We start from the raw sequence: 20,101 nt of genomic DNA on the forward strand, positions 1-20,101 counted from the left end.
TCGGCTACCGAACGCCTGCCTCACGCGCTGGCAAACCGCTTGGGGAAGTACTGCGCGCAGTTCTGCTCCAGCCACTCGACGGTCAGCTTCATCCACAGCTGCGGGTCGTACTGCGGCAGACAGCACGTCTCGATGCAATGGGGCAGGTAGTCGGGATCAGGCGCATTTTGCTGCAGGATCTCCATGATCTCGAGAACCTCCACGCTGCCGTAGCCGACCGGTGCGTGGAAAAATTTCGGCTCGCCGGTCGTGGTGATGGACTGAACCCGCATGTCCTTGAGATGCGTCATCACGGTGTACGGCGCGGCCATGTGGGCGGCATCCACTTGGTCCTCGACGACCGAGTAGCTGTTGGCGAAGTCGTAGTTGATCCGCAGCCACGGCGACGCGACGCCCTCCACCACCTGCACAATCTCGCTGATCCGGTAGTCCATGTGGTTTTCGAAGGCGAGGACGATGCCGCACTTCTCGGCGTCGACCACCAGTTTCGACAGGTTGTCGATCATGCGGTCGATCTGCACGCCGATCGGCGTCTCGGTGCTGAAGTGCCCGAACCGCAGTCCCCCGTTTGGCATGGGCTGACCGGGAGGGCCGGGCGGGTCGGCGTTGACCATGGCGCTGGTTCGCACGCCGCCGGCCTGCATCCACTCCAGGTGCATAGCGGCGCGCTCGTGAACCGGCGCCCACTCGTCGCGATCGACGGCCCAAGCGCCATTTACGGAGCCGACCCACTCGATGCCGTTTTCGGCCAGCAGGCGACCATTGGCAGCGGCTGCCTCCTTGCCGTCCAACAGCGACGCCGCCGTATAGAGGTTGTCGAAGCCCCATTCACTGCAGCGTTCGATCCACCACTCCAGCGCCCCGTCAAGCTCCGCCGGCGGCTCCGTGGTGGTGCCGTAGGGATACTCCAGGCCGCGAAATCCATACTCGGGCTGATCGATGCGCAGCCCCGGGTAGGACACCCAGCGGTAGGCCGCCTGTGAAAGGCCGAGTCTCATGTCAACGCTCCCTGGTCCGCCGGCAATCGCGCGCCGCTCAAGTATGACCGAAATGCGCCCGGCGCATGCGCGCATTGCCTACCATAGCCATCACCCCGCTTGGGTCGGCGCCGCCGCACCGGAATAGAGGCCATACCGTGGAGCAACCGCGAGCCATCGTGCTGGGCACGGGCGTGATCGGGCGCGTGCACATCGACGCCCTGCGCCGCAACAACGTCGACATCGTGAGCGTGGTGGCGAGCAGCGAATCGCGGAGCATTGCCGCCGCAGCCGAATTCGGCATTCCCCGCGGCGACCCGGACGTGGCCACCGCCCTTCGCGCCACCAGTCCGGACGTGGTGCACGTCTGCACGCCCGACACCTACCACCTGGAGCACGCCGGCATGGCTTTGGACGCCGGCGCGCACGTGGTCTGCGAGAAGCCCCTCACCACCGACGCCGGGTCGGCCGGAGAGCTCTACCGGCGCGCGGCGGACTCGGGCCGCGTGCACGCCATCTGCTTCAACAACCGCTTCTACACGCTGGTGCAAGAGCTAGCCGCGCGCCGGCGGCTGGGCACGCTGGACCGCGTCATGCTCGTCCGAGCATCCGTCGCGGACGACACCTTTTGGCTCGAAACCGATTGGGACTGGCGCCTGCTCCCCGAAATGGGCGGGCCGACCATCGTCACCTCGACCACCGGCAGCCACCTGCTCGATCTGACCAGCTTTCTCATCGGCAGCCGCATCGTGGCCGTGTGCGCGGACTTCCTCACGGCGCACGACGTGCGCAAGCGCCCGCGTTCCGACGGGGGCATGGACGACTACCACGCGCCCGGCGAGGATGTCTCGAACCTGCTGGTGCACTGGGAAAATGGCGCCCGCGGCGTGCTCTCGCTGTCGCACGTGGCCGTGGGGCACCCCTACCGCATCCGCGTCGAGATCGACGCCACGGCGATGGGCGTGAGTTGGGACTCCGAGCGGCCCAACGAGCTGTGGCTCGGACACCGCACCGAGCCCAACGAGATCGTCCTCCCGGACCCACGCCAGGCGACGGAGGAAGGCAGCCGGTTCATGGACAACCCCGGCGCCTACCGCGAGGGCTTCGGCGATACCTTCCGCCTGCTGTTCCGCGAGGTCTACCGCGCCGTCGGCGACGGCGGCCAGCCCGACGCGCCGACGTTTCCCACGTTCCAGGACGGCTACGGCATCCAAATCGTGCACGACGCCGCCCTGCAGAGCTTCCAGGAACGCCGCTGGGTCGACGTGGACTGGACGGCCTTCGACGGGAACTAGACCCGGACTTGAGACCCCTGCATAACACCCCTCCGCCGGAAATCTGAGAGCCGGCCCTGTTCCCTCTCCCTGAGGGAGAGGGTTAGGGTGAGGGGGATCTGGAGTTTGGAGCTAGGCAGTCGGCCAGTAGTGCAAGGATCTCCGAAGGCGGAAGTCCAGCGGCCCCGCTACTCCGGCTCGAACAGCGACTTCGGCGGCTCGCCGCGCAGCACCCGCGCAACCTCCGCCGCGGCCTCACGGCGCAGGATGCGGATCGACGTCCGCGAGTAGAAGCCGCCGTGCGGCGTCACGATCAGGTTCGGCGCCTCGCGCAGCGGCGAGTCCATCGGCAGCGGCTCTTCTTCCGTCACGTCCAGCCCCGCGCCGGCGATCCGCCCGTCCTTGAGCGCCTGCGCCAGCGCCGCGTTGTCGACGACCGCGCCGCGTGCCGTGTTGATGAGAAACACGCTGGGCTTCATGAGGTCGAACTCGGCCTCGCCGATGAGGTGGTGCGTCTGCGCCCGCAACGGCGTGTGCACCGAGACGAAGTCCGACTCTCGCAGCAGATCATCCAACGGCACGCGCTCGACCTGCGCCGCCTCGAACGCCGAGTCTGGCGCGCGCGGCGAGTGCCCGATGGCCCGCAGCCCAAAAGCCCGCGCACGCGCCGCCACGGCCTGCGCCGTCTGTCCCAGACCGATCAGCCCAAGCGTCTGACCCTCGACGCGCTCCATCCGCTCCGGCACGCCGCCGCTGGCGTCCCAGATGCCGGCGCGCACGTCGTCGTTGTAGACCACGATGTGGCGCGCCAGGGCGAGCAGAAAGCCCATGGTGTGGTCCGCGACCTCGCCGACCTGGTAGTCGCGCACGTTGCACACCACGATGCCCTTCGCCGTCGCCGCCGCCACGTCGATCGGGTCCATGCCGGTGCCGTAGCGCACGATCACCTTGCAGCGCTCCAGCGCGTCGACCACCCGAGCCGTGATCGGCGCGTACTGCTCGAGCAGCCCGTCGGCGTCGGCCACCTTCTCGATCAGCGCGTCTTCGGTGAAACACTGCTCGACGACAAGCTCGGCGCCGATGGGATCGAGCTCGGCCTGCTCGATCACCGGCGGCATCTCGAAATCGCAGTCGGTGATCACGACCCGGAAGCGGGGCTCGGTCATCGGCGCCATCCAATCACGGGGCAGTCACCACGCGTGAGCGCGGACCAACGTCGCGTGCCTACAGAATGCCGTATTCCCTGAACACCTCGCCCACATCGCGACCGGTGGCCAGGATCTCGCGCACGTTGGTCTCGCCCCGGCCCTTGGCCTCGGCGCGGTCCAGCACTTCGGCCGCCGCCTCGCCCGGAACCACCACCACGCCCATGTCGTCCCCGACGATCACGTCGCCGTAGGCAACCCGCGCGCCGGCGCAATCGATGGGCTGGCCCCACTCGATGCCCTCGCAACGGCCCTCGGAGTCAACCGGACTCTGGCCGACCGCGAATACCGGAAAGTCGATCTCCTCGATCTCGTGCACGTCGCGCGTCAGTCCGTCGATCACGCAGCCCACGGCGCCCCGAGTCTGTGCGGACGTGCTGAGCAGGCCGCCCCAGACGCCCGATTCGTAGTGCCCGGTGGTGGTGATCACCAACACGTCGTTGGGCCGCATGGCGCGGAAGGCCTCGAACAGCACCTGGTAGGGTTCGTCCGGCGGCCGGTAGACGGCGGTCTGCAAGAGCGGCAGCGCCCGACCGACGATGCGGGCGCCGGGATACATCGGACGCACGTCGCGCCGCATGGCCTGCACCGGCACGCCCATGCGGTCCAGGCTGTCGGCGATCAGCGCAGAGTGCAGCGCCTGGAATCGCTCTCGCGTGGCATCGTCAAATTCAGGCGCTTGGCTCATTCAGCGGCTCCATTGGCTGTGCGGCGCTGGCCCGTCTCGTTAAGCTCCGCGTGGCCAGCCGCCACGTTGACGGCCACACCGTACATCTCGCGCGCCTCGTCCGGATCGAGGAGCAGATCCCGCACGTCTTCGAGCACCAGCGCCGGATCGCGCTCGCTCGGATCGCCGTAGCCGCCTCCGCCCGGTGTGCGCAGCAGGATCTGGTCGCCGATGTCGAGCACGACGTTCGAAAACTTTCCGTCGGAGATCGTGTCGAACATCTCCCGGGCCGTTTGCCAGTCACTCTCCCCGGCGCGTCGGAAGAGCAGTGCCGTCGTTCCGCCCTCGGACCCGCCGTGCAGCCCCCACGCCCGGTTGGATGTGCGGTTGAGATGCGCGCTCACGGTGATCGGCGACAGGCACGTCCAGATGCGCTGCACGCCGTGGCCGCCGCGATAGGCCCCCGCGCCCGCGCCGCCCTCGGCGATCGAGTATTCATCCAGACGCACCGGATAGCGCGTCTCCCACACCTCGCACGGCGCATTGAGGCAGTTGCCGTTCTTCACGATCTGCGCGTCGTTGCCGTCGGCGTCGCGCCGGCCGCCCCAGCCCATGCCCTCGTGGTGCAGGATCACGAAGGGCTCGCCGGTGTCAATGTTCGTCCCATAGAACCCCAGCAGGCCGCAGGTGCCGCCGTCGGCCGCGGAGCTGCGATCGCTGGCCTGCGCGAACGCGGCCAGCAGAACGTCAACGGTCGTCGGATAGGTGTCGGAGTTCCCGCCCACGCACGACCCGGGATAGTTCACGTTCACGATCGACCCCGGCGGCGCCACGATGGCAATGGGCCGGTAGGCGCCGTGATTCCACGGAATCGGGATGTCGATCATGTGAAAGATGCCGGCGTACGTCGCGGACGCCGTGGTGCCGAACGACTGGTTGATCGCGCCGGCCGCCTGCGAGTCCGACCCGGTGTAGTCGACGATCACCTCGTCGCCGCGAATCACCACCGTGGCCCGGATCTTCCAGGGACGGTCCGGGATCACGCCGTCGTCCTCCAGGAAGCCCTCGGCCGTGTAGGCGCCGTCCGGCAGCCGATCAAGGGCCTGCCGCATCAGCACTTCCGACACGTCCTTGATCTGGCCGGAAAGCTGGCGGAAGCGCTCGACGCCAAGCTTTTCGACGAGGCCCACGATGCGCCGCTCGGCCAGGTAGGTCGAGCCCACCATCGCCATCAGGTCGCCGCGCGACACCTTGGGCGTGCGCACGTTCGACGTGATGATGGCGAAGATGTCTTCCACCGGCTCGTCGTCCTGGTAGATCTTGATCGGCGGCAGCCGCAATCCCTCCTGGAAGATGTTGCGCGTGTCGCCAAACGCGGCGGGCACCATGCCGCCGATATCCGTCATGTGCGCGATGTTGGCCGCGTAGGCCACCACTTCGCCTTCGTAGAAGCAGGGCTTCAGGGTCATGAACTCGGGCAGGTGGCAGCCGCCGCGGTAGGGGTCGTTGTGCAGGATCACGTCGCCCGGATGCATGTTGTCGGGGCCAACCTCTTTGATGGCCCACTCGACGGTGTGCACGATGGCGCCGATGTGCGCCGGGCAGAAGTCGCCCTGCGCGATCATCTCGCCTTCGGCGTCAAACACCACGCAGGAGAAGTCGCGCGCCTCGTTGAACATCGTCGAGTAAGACGTGCGCAGCATGGCCACGCCCATCTCCTCGCAGATGCCGACCAAGCTGTTGCGCGTGATCTCCAGCTCAACCGGATCGTCGATATGCAGGTCGGCGACGCTGCGCTTGGGGTCGGTGTCTCGGGGCATGCCAGCACCGGCGATTGGCGGCGGGGCGCTCCCGCCACCTCGGTATCATAAGGTCCCCGCCGCGCCGCCACGCCGAGCCGGCGCCCCCGAAGCGAGGCCGCCAGATGCGAACCGCCCAAGAGGTGTTCGACGATCATTGGGACGCGGTGATGTCCGGCGACATGGACCGCTTGCTTTCCGACTACGCCGACGACGCGCTCTTCGTGCGACCGGGCCAGGTTGCCCAGGGTCACGCGGAGATCACCGCGTTCTTCATGGATATCGGCGGCGCGCTCGACGGCTTCTCCGTCGAGCAGGTGTCGGTGACCACCGCCGAGCCGATCGTGGTGCTGGAGTGGCAGGGCAGTCACGCCGACGGCCGCAGCGCGTCGGGCACGGACTCGTTTGTCATCACCGACGACAAGATTCGGCTTCAAACGCTCGTGTTCAGGGTCGACTAAGCGCGTCGGGCAACACGCGACCAGCCATTCGGAGGACTTAATCCCATGAAATCGGTCCAAATCGACTTTCTCGGCCACGCGTCGTTCCGCTTCACCGCCCCCACCGGCGAGGTCATCTACTTCGATCCCTGGCTCGACGACAACCCCGTCTGCTCGGAGGGGTTGGCCGACGTCGACCGCGCGGACGTCGTATGCGTGTCGCACGGGCACGTCGACCATCTCGGCGACGCCATCGCCATCGTGCAGAAGACCGGCGCCACGCTGATCGCCAGCCCGGAAGTGGCCGGATACGCCGACACCCACGGCATCGGCTTCGACACCGACTCCTGCCCGCTCAACATCGGCGGCACGGCCAAGCTGGGCGGCGTGGCCTACACCATGGTGCGCGCCGACCACTCGACCGGCATGCACGGCCAGGCCTACCGCGAAGGCGCCGTCTACGCCGAGCCCGACGGCAGCGTCTGCGGCTTCGTGCTGACGTTCGACGACGGGCCGGTGATCTACGACACCGCCGACACGGGCGTGTTCGGCGATATGGCGCTCATCAGCCAGCTCTACGCGCCCGACCTGGTGATCATGCCCGCCGGCGGCAAATACACCATGGGCGTCAAGGAAGCGGCCATGGCCGCCGCGCTGACGCGACCGCGGGCCGTCATCCCCTGCCACTACGACACCTTCCCGAACCAGGCGGCGGATATCGACGACCTGCGGCGGCGCATCGCCGACCTCACGCCCCGCACGAGCGTGATCGAGCTCAAGCCGGGCGAATCCGTCAGCTACCCGTAGCCGCACCGAGGTGACCATCACCAACGTCCGAGCCCATCACCCCGGCGAAGAGCTTGCCCCGTACGCGATACGGGGGAGACCTTTGCGCAATCCCTCCAGTAGAGATTTGAGAGTAGTTCCGGTTCCCTCTCCCTTCATGGGAGAGGGTTAGGGTGAGGGTGAGCCGAGGCTTGGGCGTGGGATGTTGACCATTTGTTCGGAGGCCTCCGAAGGCGGGAACATGAGAGCCGTGACGGCATGAGAATCGCCAGCGTCCAAGCCGTCGCCCTCGACTTTGGCGAACGGCGCGCCACCAGCAAACCCCGCGCGTCGTGGACGGAGGACGCCCGTGTGGGCTCGCCCATGGCCCCCTACCCGCGCTACGCCGAGGTCCGCTCCAGCTGGACGCCGGACTGGCCGGGCGTGGGCGTGGTGGTCACCGCCGACGACGGTACCCAGGGCCTCGGCATCGGCGCGCTCGGCCGGCCCATGGCCGCCCTGGTGGACGACTACCTCGGCCCCCGCATCGTCGGCGAGCCGGCGCTGGCCACCGAGCGCCTGTACGACATGATGCTGCGGCTGTGCTCGCCGTTCGGCGCCACGGGGCTCGCCTCATACGCCGTGAGCGCCATCGACCTGGCGTTGTGGGACCTCAAGGGCAAGGTGCTGGATCGACCGGTGTACGAGCTGATGGGCGGCCCATCCCGCGACGAAATCGTCTGCTACGCCACCGGGCCACAGCACGAGTGGCACCTGGAGTTGGGCTTCACCGCCACCAAGCACCCCTGCCGCTACGGCCCGCCGGACGGCCTGGACGGACTGCGCCGCAACGTCGACGACATCGCCGCCCTGCGCGACTTCGTCGGGCCGGACATCGAGCTGATGCTGGATTGCTGGATGTCACTCGACGTGGAGTACGCCGTGCGCCTCATCGAGGAACTGCGGCCCTTCAAGCTCAAGTGGATCGAGGAGGTGCTGCGCTCCGAGGACATGGACAGCCACGCCGCGCTGCGTAACCGCGTGCCCTGGCAGACCCTCGCCACCGGCGAGCACTGGTATACCCCGGTCCCGTTCCAGCACGCCGCCAGCCGCCGCCTGGTGGACATCCTGCAGCCCGACATCATGTGGGTGGGCGGCATCACGGCCCTGATGCGCATCTGCGCCATCGCCGACGCGGCCGGGCTGTCGGTCATCCCGCACGGCGGCGTCAACGAGCCCTACGGCCAGCACGCGTGCTACGCCCTGCCCGGCATTCCCTGGGGCGAGTATTTCGTCGCCTCGGGCCCCGGCACCGACCTCGCCGACGCTGTCTCGGTCCCCGGCGCGTCTCACCCAGTCGACGGCCGCCTACGCCCCTCCGACGCCCCCGGCTTCGGCATCGAAATCGACCTGGCGACGCTGCGCCCCTACGGCTAGTCCCTGTAGGGCCGTCCCTGGTGGGCGCCCTCCGGATCGGATACGGGCAGCCACAAGGGCTGCCCCTACACCCGATGGGAACCCAGAATTCGTGTAGGGGCGCCCCTTGTGGGCGCCCGCGTGCCCGTCGTCGCCACGTTCCGGCTCCCTCTCCCCGCGGGAGAGGGTCAGGGTGAGGGGTTCGGTGGCCCAAATCCGGTGGCCCGCGCTGCGTGCAGCGTGGGATCGGCCTCAGGTGGATCTTTAAGGCCAATCCACTTGTAAGCGCCCTTCCATTCGCCGCCCCGCCCTCGCTGGTAGGCTCGCCGCAGCACCGCGCATCGTCCATCGGAAGACTCCTTGCAGCGTCAACCCGCCGTCGTGGTCCAGGGTCTGGAAAAGACCTACCCCGGCGGCACGCGCGCCATCGACGGCATCGACTTCACCGTCGAGCAGGGCGAGTTTTTCGGCTTCCTCGGACCCAACGGCGCGGGCAAGACCACCACCATCAAGATCCTGGCCACGCTGCTGCCCAAGAGCGCCGGGCACGTGGAAGTCGCCGGCATCGACATCGACCGGGACGCGCGAGGCGTCCGGGCGTCCATCGGCGTCGCCCTGCAGGAGGTCGGCCTGGACGATCTCTCGAAGGGTCGCGACTTCCTGGTCTTGCAGGGGCGCCTCTACGGCGTCGGACGCGCCGAGGCCAACCGCCGCGCCGATGAGCTGCTGGAGCTGGTGGGACTCTCGGGCGTCGGCAAGCGCAAGATCGGCTCGTACTCCGGCGGCATGCGGCGGCGCATCGACCTGGCCGGCGCGCTCATGCACCGTCCGAACATCCTGTTCCTGGACGAGCCCACGTCCGGCCTCGATCCGCAGAGCCGCCTGGCGATCTGGGAGCACCTGGAGCAACTCAACGCCGAGGGCGTGACCGTCATGCTCACCACCCAGCACATGGACGAGGCCGACCGGCTGTGCCGCCGGCTGGCCATCATCGACCACGGGCGCCTGGTGACCGAAGGCTCACCCAGCGCGCTCAAGGCCGGCGTCGGCGGCGACGTTGTGCGCGTGAGCTTCGGCCCGATGGAATCGCCCGACGGCCGCGCGGACACCGCGCTCGGCACCCTGCGCCAGCTCCCCTCGGTGCAGGAAGCCGACACAACCCCTGACGGATTGACCGCCACGGTCGACGACGGCGGTACGGCCGCGCCCGCGATTCTGCGCGCGCTCAACGACGTGGAAGTCCCCGTGGCCAACCTCGCCGTCACCCGTCCATCGCTCGACGACGTTTTCCTGCATCACACGGGACGCGAGATTCGTGAGGCCGCCGCCGACGAGGACGCCGAGTCGCGCGTGTGGGGCCAGTGGATGGGCGTGAACCGGAGGTAACCATGCTGATCCTGCGCGAGAGCTCCTACATCTACGTCCGCAATCTGAAGACCTGGCTGGCGCAGCCCTCGATGATCGTGGCCGCCGTGTTCTCGTCCGCCGTCATGTATCTCTTCTTCGGCGAGCCGCTGCGCGGCATCACGGGCCTGCCCGGATTCCCGGCCACCGACTACCAGGCCTTCCTGACCGCCATGGTGATCGTGATGGCCGTGGTCTTCAGCGGCAGCGACATGGCGATGGTGCTGCTCACCGACATCATGTCGGGCTACGTCGACAAGCTGCTGCTTTCGCCGGTCAACCGCTTCTCGATCCTGCTCGGCACGCTCGCCATCGGCGCCACGCGGGCCATCGCCCAGGTGGTCGCGATCGTGCTGGTGGCCACGGCCATCGGCGTCCGGTTCGAAGGCGGCGTACTGGGCATCCTGGCCGTCATCGTGGGCACCACGCTGCTGGGCGTGGCCATGGGCTGCGTGGGGCTCATCATCGCCGTGCGCACCCGCAGTGTGCAGGTCACCGTGAACAGCTGGCTGCTGTTCATGCCGCTGGCGTTTCTCACCTCGGCCTTCATGCCGCGCGACCTCATCACCGGCTGGTTCCAGTTCGCCGTCGGCCTCAACCCCATCGAATACATCCTGGTCGCCGTGCGCACCATCATCATCGACGGCTGGATCTGGGAGCACATCGTCCCCGGATTCTGGGTGCTGCTGGCCACCAGCGCCGTCCTCGTCGCCGCCGCCACCTACGAATACCGCCGCGCGACGAACTGAGCCATCGTCGGGCGGCGCCACGGCCGCATGACACCCGCCGCCCCGTCGTCCACAATCGCTCCCTGAGGTGACTCACCACCGGAGCGCCCCGCGATGAAGATCACCGACGTCCGCACCTTTCTCTATCGGGCCGGTGAGGCTGATCGGCGCTATGGGCCGATCCTGTTCGTGCGGGTGGACACCGACGCGGGCATCTCGGGCTGGGGCGAGGGGTCGACCTGGGCCGGCGGGGCGGCGCTGATCGCCGACTTCGGCATCAAGCAGGTCCGAGACATGCTGATCGGTCGGGACCCGTCCGAGATCGAGGCCATCTGGCACGCCATCTACCGCCGCTACACCTACATGGGCTCGCGCGGTCTGCCCACGCAGGTGCTCAGCGCCATCGACATCGCGCTGTGGGACATCAAGGGCAAGGCGCTGGAACGTCCGATCTACGACCTGCTCGGCGGCAAGGTGCGCGAGACGGTGCCGGTCTACGCCAACGCCTGGTGGCCGGACGGCGCGCGCGAGCCGCAGGACTATGCCGACGCCGCGCGGCGCACCGTCGACAGCGGCCACCAGTCGCTGAAGTTCGATCCATTCCTCGAAATGGCGGAAGCGTTCTATGCCTACATCAGTGGCGAGATCACGCCCGAGCACGAGTCGGCGGGAATCGCGCGCGTGGCGGCGGTGCGCGAGGCCGTGGGACCCAACGTCCACATCCTGATCGACGCCCACGGCCAATACGACGTGCCCAGCGCCATCCGCATCGCCGACCGCCTGGCCGAGCTTGACGTCGCCTGGCTCGAGGAGCCGGTGCCGCCCGAGAGCCACGACGCGCTGCGGCAGGTGCGCGAGAACACGGCGGTGCCCATCTGCGTGGGCGAGCGGCTGTTTACGCGCTTCGACTTCGCGCCGATCCTTGAGCGGCGCCTCGCCGATTTCGTCATGCCCGACGTGTGCTGGACCGGCGGCATCAGTGAGCTGCGGCGCATCGGCGCGCTGGCCGAGGCCCACTACGTGCCCCTGAGCCCGCACAACGCCGCCGGACCCATCCAGATCGCGGCGGGCGCGCACGTGGGGCTGACGACGCCGAACTTCTACCGGCTGGAGCACGCCATGGGCTGGATTCCGGTCTACAACGCGCCGCTATTGGAGCCGCTGGGATTCGAGCGCGACTTCCTGACCGTGAGCAACAGTCCGGGGCTGGGTATCGAGATCGACGAGGACTACCTGGAGCAGCATCGCTACACCGAATCGGAGACGACTTCATAGTTCCCTCTCCCTCTGGGAGAGGGTTAGGGTGAGGGCATTTCCGGGGCTTTGGAAGGGGCCTGGATTCCCGCCTCCGCGGCAATGACGGTATGGAGGGCAAGCGTCACATGGGAGTTCCCATGAGTCTCGTGTCGGCATGAAGATCACCGCCGTCGAGCGCATCGAGCTTGATGTCGGGTTCACCCCGCGCACCGAGCCGCACATGCGGCGCGGCATCACCAACTTCTCGCTGATCGAGATCTGCCGCGTCACCACCGACACCGGCATCGTCGGCTGGGGCGAGTCCCGCGCCATGCACAACTGGGGCCATGATATGGCCACCGTGGACGCCGGCGTCATCGGCCGCAACCCGGCGGAGCTGCTCTGGCGCGACGAGCTTGGCTCCGGCTTGCAGCAAGCCATGTTCGACCTCACCGGCAAGGCGCTCGGCGTACCCGCGCACCGGCTCATCGGCCGCCAGGCGCGCGCGTGGGTGCCGCTAGCGTGGTGGTGCTACGACATGCCGCCGGAGGACTGGGCCGCCGAGGCCGAGGACGCCGTCGCCGCGGGCTATACGGACTTCAAGCTCAAGCCGCGTCCCTGGTTCGATCTCATGGCGCAGATGGAGGCGATCAGCGCCGCCACTCCGGACCACGTCACCTTCGATCTCGACTTCAACGGCTTCCTGCTCGATGCCGGATTCGCGCAGCAGGTCCTGGCCGAGCTCGAGGCCTTTCCCAAGATTCACATGTTCGAGACTCCCATTCCGCAGCGCGACGTCGCCGGCAACGCGGCGCTGCGGGCCAAGTCCCCGCGCGCCATCGCGTTGCACTTCGAAGAGCCGGACTTCCTCACCGCCATGCGGGAGGGGGTCTGCGACGGCTTCGCCGGCCATGGCGAAGGCGCCGCCAGCACACTGCACTACGCCGCGCTGGCCCAGGCCGCCAACCTGCCGTTCTTCGTGCAGCTCGTGGGGACGGGCATCACCACCGCCTTCGCCGCCCACCTGGCCGCCGCACTGCCCGCGGCCCGCTGGCCGGCCGTCACCGCGTCGAATGTCTACGCCCACGACCTGCTCCGCACGCCGCTCGACATCCGGCGCGGCTACGTCCGCGTGCCCGATGCGCCCGGCTTGGGCGTCGAGATCGACGAGCAGGCGCTCGAGAATTTGCGCCGAGACGTGACGGGGCCAAAGCCCCTTCCGCGCACGATCTACACCGTCCGCTGGCCCGATGGTGGCACCGCCGAATACGTGTCGGTGCGCGCCTACGAACGGGACTTCACGCTCGGCAACCAGCCGGCATTCGAACGCGGTGTCACGCTCACCACCCGCGAGGACGACGGCAGCGTCGAGTTCGACAACCGCTACCGCGCGGTGGCGGCAGCTGGCATCGCTCCTCCATCGCTCCCGATCCCCAAGTTCTAGATGGGAGAGGGTGACTGGCTCGACGGCGTAGGTCCTAGGGCTCATCTCTCCGCACTGATTTCCCTCAGCCTTTCCGGCTCCTATCAGGGCGACCCTTCCGAAACCCCTCCGTCATTCCGGCGGAGGCCGGAATCCAGTCGGGTCAAATCTGGAGGCGCGCCGGACGCTTGGCATCGGGCGGGTCTGAGACCCGCCCCTACCGGATTCCGCAAGGTTCTCCACCAGGGGAGAAGGCACCGGACTCGCTCACGCGGCGTCCTGACCCGATAGAATCAAGCCATCACCACGCTTTGGCGCGCCCGCGCCAAGCAGAGGAGGTCCTCTATGCGGGTCATCCTCGCGCTGCCTCGTTTCGTCATGCGCCTCGCGCGCCGATTCTCGCGCTGGCTGAGCCCGTCAGCCGAGCAGCGGATGCGCTCGACTCTCCACAAGCGAGAGGCGCGCCAAAAGGGGTACGACGCCATGCGCGAGCATTACCCCCGCAGCGGCGGGCCGGGCTGGCGCTAGCTAGCCGAACGGCCGCCGTTCGTTGCGGTCCAGCGGCAGCGAGATCGGCCGGCTGCCCTCTTCGACCGAGATGTAGGCCGCCTGCATGATCTCCACCGCTCGCAGGCCGTCCTCGCCGGTCAGCACCGGCGGCTCGTCGCGCAGCACCCAGCCGGCGAAGCTGTCCCACTCGGTGTCGAACGCCTCCTCGAAGCCGTAGCCCTCGAAGAACGTCGTCTGCATCGGGCCGTCGTGCGTGGCGTAGTGCACCGCCACCTGCCTTGGGTCGTAGGCGATGCCGCCGTGCTCGCAGGCGATCTGGTAGCTGAACGAGGTGCGATAGGTCGCCATGGGAAAGGCCGTCGTGACCTGGATCGAGCCCAGCGCCCCGTTGCGGAACCGCAGATTCACCGCTATCGCGTCGTCATAGTCGGTGACGTCGGGAAACAGCTTCGGACCGGCCATCGCCGAGACCGTGTCGACTTCGCCCAGGTAGTGCCGGATGGTGTCCACGTCGTGAGTGCCGGCCCAGTAGAGCAAGCCGCCGTTGGCCGCCCGGCGGGACCAGAATCCGTGAATCCGCCGTCCGAAGTAGCCGTGCACGTTGATGGAAAGCGGCCGGCCAAACTCGCCGGTGTCGAGCAGGCGCTTGATCTCGGCGTGCGCGCCGCGGAAGCGTCGCTTGTGGCCGATCATCAGCTTCACGCCGTGCTCGTCAGCGGCTTCGATCATGTCGTGGCACTCGGCCACGGTGATCGCCATGGTCTTCTCGCAAAAGATGTGGCGCCCGGCAGCCGCCGCGGCCACCACGATGTCCCGGTGCGTGTTGTGCGGGGTGGCGACGGCAACCGCGTCGCAGTCGCACTCCGCCAGCAGGTCGCCGTGATCGCCCCACCACGGCACGCCGTACATCTCGCCACGATTTCGCGCCGCGTCGGCGTTCACGTCGGCCACGCCGACCAAGTCCAGTTCGGGACGCCGGGCGACGATCTTGGCAACCTCGCCGCCAAAGTTCCCCGCGCCGATCAGTGCGACGCGTACGACCGATTGCGACATTAGCGACAGATCCGTTCGCCCCCGTATCGAGTACGGGGCTGGCTCTGAGCTTGTCGAAGGGCATCTCCTGGGAATGCCTCAGGGCCGTGGTTCAACTGGCTCACCACGAACGGAGCGACCACCACAGCTAGCACTCCTTCCGCTATTCGGCGTCGATGGCCGCCGCCATCCGCGCGAATGACGCGTCGTCCAGCGTGCGGTGGTGGAACCAGTTGGGCGGATTGCCCAGGAGATCGTGCAGCTCGTTGATCCTGCCAAGCACCGTCTTCACCTCGTCCCAGGTGCAGCCGACCTCGGCGGGACGGTAGCGCACGCGGCAGAGGTCGAGCAGCGCCTTCGTCTCGTCGAATCCCCACTCGTACACGTGTGCGTTGATGAGCGAGCCCAGCGACACCACTTCCGAGTGAATCAGCTCGCGGCCCAGCACCCACTCGAACGCGATGACGAAGGTGTGGTCGATGCTGCGCGAGATCTTCATGTCGAACGTGGGCACGTCGTAGCGTTCGCGGTTGATTTCGCTGGCGATGCGGATCGCGTGGTCGTTCAGCTGCCCGTTTTCGTCGAGGCCCTCGCTGAACTGCCGGCACCGTGCGTGGATCCACGCCAGCGTCCCATCCGCCACGGCCTGGTCCATCGGCGGGAGGCCGTCCAGACCCTGCTCCCCCCACCAACGCCACGACGCCACGTGTCCCAGGTTGCAAATGCACTCGCCCATGCCGGCGCGGTTGAGGTGCGGCGGCGCCGCCGCGATCACGTCGTAATCAAGCAGCAGATAGTCCGGCGCCACGGTGTCGAAGCAAAACTCCCAGATTTTCTCCCGGCGGATCGCCACGGGCGCTTGGAAGATCGCGCCCGTGGACACGATGGTGGGAATCAGCACCAAGGGCTTTTCCAGCTTCCAGGCGACGAATTTCCCCACGTCCAGGGCGTTGCCGCCGCCGATGCCCAGCACCACGTCGGCGTCGGGCAACCGTTCGATCAGCGGCTCGACATACTCCTCCGCCATACCTTTCTGGAACTCGAGCTGACGAGGCGGGTTGGGAAAGTACTCCTCCACCACGGCCCAGGCGCTCGGCGACGTGATGGCGAGATACGAGGTGTACGTCGGCCCGTAGGCCGCGAGCAGATCGTGACCGTAGCGGGCGTCCCACTTCCGGCTATCGAGAACCATACGCGCATCCTCCGCCGCCGCGGTCCGCCGCCATCATACGCTGGAGCGGCTAGTCGACGGGATATCGCTCGGCCAGCTCCAGCCGGTCGATCAGCTTCCCGATCTCGTCCCGCGTCTCCGCGTCGATCGCAGGCGCCGGATCGCGCACCGTTGCATAGCCGATCAGCCCCCGCCGCTTGAGAATCTCCTTGCGCACCGCCCACATAAGTCCGGGCCGCGCATCCATCGCCGTCAAGGGCATCAGCCGGTCCCACAGAGCGTTCGCGCCCGCCGCGTCTCCTTTGTGGAACAGCTCCAGCGTCTCGACGATGACCTCGGGATAGGGATAGCCCGTCATCATGCCGCTCGATCCCCGCTCCAGCTCCTGCACGAAGGACGTTCCCGCAGCCGAGTACAACGGGCGCGTATCTCCGACCAAGGCCCGAACCGCGCTCAGCCGCTGCGTCACCGGCTGCCCCTCGACCTTGAACGCTGCGACACCGTCGACCTCGCGGGCAAGTCGCGCCAGCAGCGCGGCGCTCATAGTGATGCCACTGGTATTGGGCTCGTCCTGCACGATCACCGGGACATCCAGCGCATCCGTGACCGCCGCGTAGTGGCGCACCACCGCATCATCCGTGGGCGCCGCGGCGTAGGGCGGCAACACCACGACTCCGGACGCTCCAAGGTCCGTCCAGCGCCGGCCAAGCTCAACCACCGCGGCCGCGGCGGGCGCATACGCCGCAACCAGCACCGGCCGCCGCCCGCCAAGCTCGCGCATGATGAGGCCGACGACTTCCTCCTGCTCGGAGCGGCTGAGGAACATGACCTCCGACGCCACGCCGAGCAGAAACAGCGCGTCGCAGCCGCAGGTTTCGCGGTGGCGCAGCAGCCGCACCAGGCTCGCGCAGTCGATCGCGCCGTCGGCGTCGAATGGCGTTTGCAGGATCGAGTAGAACCGCCCCAGTCGAGACTCGCTCACCAGTTCGTGTATGAGCCGTCGCGGCGGCGCAGGTGGGGCGCTTCCCAGAACATCGTCGGATGGTCCGCCAGCGCGTCCTCGTTGAGCTTGACGCCCAGCCCCGGCGCCTCGGGCAAGGGAAATGCGTCGCCCTCGATGTCGAGACCCTCCGGAAACAGGTCCGGCGGGCGCGCCCGCGTGTTCCAGTTGTATTCGAGCAAGGCGAAGTTCGGGATGGCCGCGCACAGGTGCACCGCCGCCGCCGTCGATATGGGGCCCAGCGGGTTGTGCGGCATCACCTCCAAGTAGTGCGCCTCCGCCATTCCGGCCACCTTGCGCGCTGCCGTGAACCCGCCCACGTTGCAGACGTCCAGCCGCACGTAGTTGCTCAGCCCACGCTCGATGAAGGGCGCGAAGACGTAGATGCCGGAAAACTCCTCGCCGATGGCGAAGGGGATGTCGGTCATGGCACGCAGCGAGGCGTAGGCGTCGGGGCTCTCGGACCGGATGGGCTCTTCCAAGAACATCAGGTTGACGTCGTCGACCAGCCGGCAGAACTCGGCGGCGTCGGCCACGCTGAGCCGGTGGTGGAAGTCGATCCCCATGCGCAGTCGTGGTCCCACTCGAGCGCGCACGGCGTGCAGCATCTCAGCCGAAGCCACCACCGACTCCCACGGCTCGTAGATGTCCTCGGGCGCGTCGGGATCGTCATCGCTCGGTGCCACGGGCGAAAAACGAACCGTGCCCCACCCCTTGGCCGCCAGGTCCGCCGCGCACTCGGGCATGGTGTCGCCCTCACCGGCGACGGCGTCCGCGAAGCACGTCACCTTGTTTCGCGACGCCCCGCCCAAGAGCTGCCAAATCGGCGTGTTGAGGTGCTGGCCCAGGATGTCCCACATCGCGATGTCGATCGCCGAGGCGGCGGCGGTGATGACGGTGCCGCCTTCGAAATACTGGCTGCGGTAGAGCACCTGGTGGATGTCTTCGATTCGCCGTGGGTCCTGGCCGATCAGGAACTCGCGGTAGTGGTCGAACATGCCCCCGACCGCCCGCTCACGGCCCGCCGTGCCGGATTCGCCGAGCCCCGAGATGCCGGCGTCGGTCTCGACCTTGACGATGATTTGCGGCCGCATTCCGACCGTGGGCGCAAAGTGCTTGACGTCGGTGATCCGCATGTCGCCTCCCCCGCGAGGGTTGGGTGCGCTCGCACCCGCGGAACCGGCAGCCTATGATCGCATGCTGCCCCAGGAGTTTGGCGCCCGTTGTCGTTGGGCCGCGGGCGAGCAAAGGCGGACCGTCCCGTGGACCTGCTGTTCTGCAACGACTACATGCCGGACCTCTCGGGCGGCATCCAGGCGGCGCTCCCCGATCACCGGGTGCGTTCCTGTCCCGAGGCCGATGTCGCGGAGCACGCGGGTGACGCCGCGGTCCTGCTCCCGGCCCGGGCTGTCATTGATGCCAGGGTCCTAGACGCGTCGCCGAAGTTGCAACTGGTGCAGCAGCCCGGAGTTGGGCTCGACGCCATCGATGTGGCTGCGGCGAACGCCCGAGGCGTGCGCGTCGCCAACGTGCCCTCGGCGGATGGCGGGCTGGCGCAAGCCGTGGCGGAAATGGCGCTCTTCCTGCTCATCGGCGGCGGACGCCGCTATCCGCGCCTGCTCGAGGGCATTCGCACCCAGGACTGGAACGTGCCGTTCGGGCATTCGCTGTTTGGTTCGAGGGTCTGCGTCATCGGCCTGGGAGGCATCGGCAGCCAGCTCGTGCGACTCTTGCAGCCGTTCGGCTGCGAAATCGTCGGCGTGCGCCGCACGCCCCGCGACGCGGATGTGCAGGAGCTCGGCCTGGTGTCGGTGCATTCGCCCGACGAGCTGCATGAGGCCGTGCGCGGCTGTCGCTTCATTGCGCTGGCCACGCCGCTCACGCCGGAGACCGAGGGCATGATCAACGCCGACTCCATTGCCGCCATGGACGACGACGCCGTGATCGTAAACGTGGCGCGAGGTCACGTGATCGACCGCGAAGCGCTCATCGACGCGCTGCGCAGCGGCAAGCTGAGCACGGCCGGGATTGACGTCTTCTGGGAAGAACCGGTCGATCCCACGGACCCGCTCTTCGACCACGAGGTGTTCGTCACGCCGCACGCCTCGAATGCGTGCGACGCCTTTGTTCGCGAGACTTCGGCCGGCGTCGCCGAGAACGTGCGGCGGTTGATCGCGGGCGAGCCGCTGCTCTGGGAGGCCAAAGCGCCGTGATCGTCGACGTCCACACCCACCTGAGCACCACCGAGCAGTGGGGCCCGCAGTTCAGCCAGGCCATCGAGCTGACCTATCCGCCGGACGTGCTGGACATCAACGTCACGCCCGAGCGGCACTGGGAGGCGGAGAAGGCCGCGGACCGCGTGATCGTGTTCGGAATCAACTCGATCGCCATGGAAATGAGCACGCCCAACGACCACATCGCCGGCTACGTGCGCCAGCACCCCGAGAAGCTGATTGGTTTTATGTCAATTGACCCGAATCAACCGGATGCGCTCGACGAAATCGACCGCAGCGTCAATGACCTGGGCCTGCGCGGCATCAAGATGAGCCCTGTCTATCAGCACTATCACCCAAACGACCCCAAGGCCGGACGCGTCCATGCCCGCGCCCAGGAGCTCGGGCTGCCGATCCTGACCCACGCCGCCTACCAGGGCATGGCCAACACGCCCATGGAGCTGGCGAGCCCGCTGCTCTACGACCCCGTGGCGCGGGAGTTCCCGGACCTCAGGATCATCCTGGCGCACATCGGCCTGCCGTGGTTCGCCGACGCCATGGTCGTCGCCCGCAAGCACCCCAACGTCTTCACCGACGTGTCCGGTCTCGAGAACAAACCGTGGTGGCTCTACCAGGCGCTGGCCATGCTCAGCGAGTTCGGCGCCATCGACAACGTGCTCTTCGGCAGCGATCTGCCATTCAGCACTGTCGACGGCACGATCAATGCGTTGCGGAACATCAACGCCGTCACCGAGGACACCGGGCTGCCCAGGATCCCCTCCGAGGAGATCGAGGCCATCATCCACCGTGACAGCCTGAGCCTGCTGGGCTTGGAGTAGCC

19 protein-coding genes are annotated in these 20,101 nt (G+C 67.8%); 11 read left to right on the forward strand and 8 right to left on the reverse strand.

Going from position 1 to position 20,101, the window contains the following annotated elements:
• Positions 1 to 20: 20 nt before the first annotated feature.
• Entirely contained in the window at positions 21 to 998 is a 978-nt protein-coding gene (locus OXG33_12570) for a TIM barrel protein (GenBank protein ID MCY4114749.1), read from the reverse strand.
• Positions 999 to 1,135: 137 nt separating this feature from the next.
• Here OXG33_12570 and OXG33_12575 point away from each other — a divergent pair, with 137 nt between their 5' ends.
• A complete protein-coding gene (locus OXG33_12575) occupies positions 1,136 to 2,272 on the forward strand; it encodes a Gfo/Idh/MocA family oxidoreductase (GenBank protein ID MCY4114750.1) in 1,137 nt (378 codons plus the stop codon).
• Positions 2,273 to 2,439: 167 nt separating this feature from the next.
• On the opposite strand, the gene OXG33_12580 is transcribed toward OXG33_12575, so the two are convergent.
• The 3 genes from OXG33_12580 to OXG33_12590 are packed head-to-tail and all read right to left on the reverse strand — an operon-like array spanning position 2,440 to position 5,943.
• Positions 2,440 to 3,417 (reverse strand): C-terminal binding protein, encoded by a 978-nt coding sequence (locus OXG33_12580; GenBank protein ID MCY4114751.1) that lies wholly within the window; start codon positions 3,415 to 3,417, stop codon positions 2,440 to 2,442.
• A gap of 58 nt (positions 3,418 to 3,475) precedes the next feature.
• Positions 3,476 to 4,144 (reverse strand): RraA family protein, encoded by a 669-nt coding sequence (locus OXG33_12585; protein ID MCY4114752.1) that lies wholly within the window; start codon positions 4,142 to 4,144, stop codon positions 3,476 to 3,478.
• Positions 4,141 to 5,943, reverse strand: a complete 1,803-nt coding sequence (locus OXG33_12590) for a hydantoinase B/oxoprolinase family protein (protein ID MCY4114753.1) — start codon at positions 5,941 to 5,943, stop codon at positions 4,141 to 4,143. The genes OXG33_12585 and OXG33_12590 overlap by 4 nt, the downstream gene beginning before the upstream one ends.
• A 104-nt stretch (positions 5,944 to 6,047) precedes the next feature.
• Between OXG33_12590 and OXG33_12595 the strand changes: the two genes are divergently transcribed.
• The 8 genes from OXG33_12595 to OXG33_12630 all read left to right on the forward strand — a co-directional run bounded on the left by OXG33_12595 (position 6,048) and on the right by OXG33_12630 (position 13,862).
• A complete protein-coding gene (locus OXG33_12595; protein ID MCY4114754.1) occupies positions 6,048 to 6,383 on the forward strand; it encodes a nuclear transport factor 2 family protein in 336 nt (111 codons plus the stop codon).
• A 45-nt stretch (positions 6,384 to 6,428) separates the two neighbouring features.
• On the forward strand, positions 6,429 to 7,169 hold the full coding sequence (locus OXG33_12600) for a metal-dependent hydrolase (GenBank protein ID MCY4114755.1): 741 nt from the start codon (positions 6,429 to 6,431) through the stop codon (positions 7,167 to 7,169).
• 237 nt (positions 7,170 to 7,406) lie between these two features.
• Entirely contained in the window at positions 7,407 to 8,564 is a 1,158-nt protein-coding gene (locus OXG33_12605; GenBank protein ID MCY4114756.1) for an L-rhamnonate dehydratase, read from the forward strand.
• A gap of 339 nt (positions 8,565 to 8,903) precedes the next feature.
• Positions 8,904 to 9,929, forward strand: coding sequence for an ATP-binding cassette domain-containing protein (locus OXG33_12610; GenBank protein ID MCY4114757.1), 1,026 nt, complete (start codon positions 8,904 to 8,906; stop codon positions 9,927 to 9,929).
• A gap of 2 nt (positions 9,930 to 9,931) precedes the next feature.
• Positions 9,932 to 10,696: an ABC transporter permease gene (locus OXG33_12615; GenBank protein MCY4114758.1), complete on the forward strand. Its 765-nt coding sequence runs from the start codon at positions 9,932 to 9,934 to the stop codon at positions 10,694 to 10,696.
• Between the two features lie 93 nt (positions 10,697 to 10,789).
• Positions 10,790 to 11,950 carry a mandelate racemase/muconate lactonizing enzyme family protein gene (locus OXG33_12620; GenBank protein MCY4114759.1) on the forward strand — a complete coding sequence of 387 codons (1,161 nt, stop codon included), beginning with the start codon at positions 10,790 to 10,792 and terminating at the stop codon, positions 11,948 to 11,950.
• 136 nt (positions 11,951 to 12,086) lie between these two features.
• Positions 12,087 to 13,355 carry an enolase gene (locus OXG33_12625; GenBank protein MCY4114760.1) on the forward strand — a complete coding sequence of 423 codons (1,269 nt, stop codon included), beginning with the start codon at positions 12,087 to 12,089 and terminating at the stop codon, positions 13,353 to 13,355.
• A 324-nt stretch (positions 13,356 to 13,679) separates the two neighbouring features.
• The gene (locus OXG33_12630) at positions 13,680 to 13,862 is read left to right on the forward strand and encodes a hypothetical protein (GenBank protein MCY4114761.1); all 183 of its coding nucleotides are present in this window, start codon (positions 13,680 to 13,682) and stop codon (positions 13,860 to 13,862) included.
• Here the strand turns inward: OXG33_12630 and OXG33_12635 are convergent, their stop codons facing one another.
• From OXG33_12635 to OXG33_12650, 4 genes are all read right to left on the reverse strand, one after another.
• Positions 13,863 to 14,897, reverse strand: coding sequence for a Gfo/Idh/MocA family oxidoreductase (locus OXG33_12635; protein ID MCY4114762.1), 1,035 nt, complete (start codon positions 14,895 to 14,897; stop codon positions 13,863 to 13,865).
• A gap of 142 nt (positions 14,898 to 15,039) precedes the next feature.
• Positions 15,040 to 16,068, reverse strand: a complete 1,029-nt coding sequence (locus tag OXG33_12640) for an iron-containing alcohol dehydrogenase (protein ID MCY4114763.1) — start codon at positions 16,066 to 16,068, stop codon at positions 15,040 to 15,042.
• A 49-nt stretch (positions 16,069 to 16,117) separates the two neighbouring features.
• Entirely contained in the window at positions 16,118 to 17,029 is a 912-nt protein-coding gene (locus OXG33_12645) for a dihydrodipicolinate synthase family protein (GenBank protein MCY4114764.1), read from the reverse strand.
• Positions 17,026 to 18,183 carry a mandelate racemase/muconate lactonizing enzyme family protein gene (locus tag OXG33_12650; GenBank protein ID MCY4114765.1) on the reverse strand — a complete coding sequence of 386 codons (1,158 nt, stop codon included), beginning with the start codon at positions 18,181 to 18,183 and terminating at the stop codon, positions 17,026 to 17,028. Before OXG33_12650 ends, OXG33_12645 begins: the two co-directional genes overlap by 4 nt.
• A 126-nt stretch (positions 18,184 to 18,309) precedes the next feature.
• Here OXG33_12650 and OXG33_12655 point away from each other — a divergent pair, with 126 nt between their 5' ends.
• Positions 18,310 to 19,260 (forward strand): NAD(P)-binding domain-containing protein, encoded by a 951-nt coding sequence (locus OXG33_12655; GenBank protein ID MCY4114766.1) that lies wholly within the window; start codon positions 18,310 to 18,312, stop codon positions 19,258 to 19,260.
• A complete protein-coding gene (locus OXG33_12660; protein MCY4114767.1) occupies positions 19,257 to 20,099 on the forward strand; it encodes an amidohydrolase family protein in 843 nt (280 codons plus the stop codon). The genes OXG33_12655 and OXG33_12660 overlap by 4 nt, the downstream gene beginning before the upstream one ends.
• The last annotated feature ends 2 nt before the right edge of the window (positions 20,100 to 20,101 follow it).

Source organism: Chloroflexota bacterium (genome assembly GCA_026708035.1).
Classification (GTDB): domain Bacteria; phylum Chloroflexota; class UBA11872; order UBA11872; family UBA11872; genus JAJECS01.